Below are 248 nucleotides of genomic sequence, written 5' to 3' on the forward strand. Positions count from 1 at the left end.
TCTCATGCCAACTTCCAAATTAACCGAGCACACGACGCTGCCCCTCTTGCCGTTGCGCGACGTGGTCGTGTTTCCCCATATGGTGATACCCCTGTTCGTTGGTCGCCCGAAATCGATCAAGGCCCTCGAGGCTGCGATGGAGCAGGGCAAGAGCATCATGCTCGCCGCCCAGAAGGCTGCCGCCAAAGACGAACCTACCGCATCCGACATTTATGAGATCGGCTGCGTTGCGAACATCCTGCAAATGC

The 248-nt window shown here is 57.7% G+C and carries 1 protein-coding gene; it reads left to right on the top strand.

Annotated elements, in window-relative coordinates:
• Positions 1-4 precede the first annotated feature (4 nt).
• Positions 5-248: LON peptidase substrate-binding domain-containing protein (locus tag KVT32_RS30980; protein ID WP_217619521.1), on the top strand; the 244-nt coding region annotated here is incomplete at its 3' end.

It is taken from the genome of Achromobacter sp. GbtcB20, from assembly GCF_019091095.1.
In the GTDB taxonomy this organism is placed as follows: domain Bacteria; phylum Pseudomonadota; class Gammaproteobacteria; order Burkholderiales; family Burkholderiaceae_B; genus Achromobacter; species Achromobacter mucicolens.